This window comes from Cryobacterium sp. TMT3-29-2 (assembly GCF_004564305.1).
GTDB classification, from domain to species: Bacteria; Actinomycetota; Actinomycetes; order Actinomycetales; family Microbacteriaceae; genus Cryobacterium; species Cryobacterium sinapicolor.
In genome coordinates this window covers 1-1,415 of sequence record NZ_SOGK01000054.1, presented here as the reverse complement: position 1 = coordinate 1,415, position 1,415 = coordinate 1, and the positions used below count along the sequence as shown (strand labels likewise).

1 protein-coding gene is annotated in these 1,415 nt (G+C 64.4%); it reads right to left on the bottom strand.

Features of this window, described 5'->3' with window-relative positions; translation table 11 throughout:
* Window positions 1-173 precede the first annotated feature (173 nt).
* Window positions 174-1,316, bottom strand: coding sequence for an IS701 family transposase (locus E3O67_RS06805; protein WP_370260291.1), 1,143 nt, complete (start codon window positions 1,314-1,316; stop codon window positions 174-176).
* Between the last annotated feature and the right edge of the window lie 99 nt (window positions 1,317-1,415).

The following is a 1,415-nucleotide window of genomic DNA, read 5'->3' as shown; positions in this document are numbered from 1 at the left end:
CTAGTACTACAGTTGCGTTTGTGGGGTGTGGCCGCGGGTTTTGTAGTGGCATTGCTGGGCGCGGTGTTGGTGTTTTCGTCGCCAGAGGGAGCAGCGGATCACGTGGCGGGGGTCTGATTCCTGATGCCAGGCGATCCGTGTGATGAGGTGCCTGATTTCGGGCAGTGAGAGCCTTACCAGCTGGTCGGAGCCTGGATGTGGGCCCCCTTTTTTGAGCGGACGACGCTGAGGAAGGCGTGGGCGAACATGGAGAGGGTGATGTGCCGGTACCAGCCGCCATATTGCCGCACTTGGTAGTGGTCGAGCCCGGTTTCGCCTTTGGAGGTTTGGAAGGTTTCCTCGATGGCCCAGCGGGCCCCGGCGACCCGGGCCAGCTCGATCAGGGTGGCGTTCTCGGGTGTGTGGCAGATGTAGTAGGCCAGGTCGGTGGGGTCTTTCAGGGAGCGGCGGGCCAGCAGCCAGTGTTCCCCTGTCTCGGCGGGGCCGTTGATGCGAATCCTGGCCCAAGAGTAGAGCCGTTCGCCCTTGGTCCCGGTGCCGGCGGTGCGGGTGCGCCAGGCCCTCCCGTCCAGGGCGGCGAAGAGCTGATCGGCCCGCCCTTCGGCGCCCAATGAACCCGGGGTCGACGTGATGGCGCGCTGGTTCATGGGCACGGCCATCACGTAATTCATGCCGCGGGCCTCCAGCCGGCGGCGCAGCCCGGTGTGTTGGCCGTAGACGGCATCCCCGGTGGTCCATTCGGCCTCGATGCCGGCGTCCAGGGCGCGCTCGATCATCTCGGCGGCCAGCACGGGCTTGGTGGCCATCACCCGGTCCTCGGGGATTCCCGCCTGCTTGCACCGCTCGGCGTCGTCGATCCAGGCTTTGGGCAGGTACAGCTCCCGGTCCAGGAAGGTCCGCCCGGCCGAGGACGCGTAGGTGAGAAACACCCCGATCTGGCAGTTTTCCACCCGCCCCGCGGTGCCCGAATACTGGCGGGCCACCCCGGCCGACGCCGTCCCCTTTTTCAGGAATCCGGTCTCGTCAATCGCCAAAATCCCCGTGGGGTCGCCCAGGTGCTTTTTCACGTAGCCGAACAAGGCATCGCGCACGGCATCCGGGTCCCAATCCGTGGTCGAGAGCAGCCGCTGCATCCCATCAGGGGTGCCATGGCCGGCCCGCTCAGACAAGCTCCAGGAGTTCTTCCGCTCCTCGTCCGAGAGCAGGCCACGAATGTAACTGACCGCGTTGTTCCGCGGTTCCGAGCGTGCAAACTCGTCCCCAATCAACCCGCGGATCTCCTCGAGGCCCTGCGCCCATTCCTGTACCTCTGCCACCCAAATATCATCGTTCACCCGTCATGATTAACAGGATTCGGGGCAAAAATCCGATCAAAACGCCGATACAGCCAAAAATAAACGCGACTGTAGTACTAG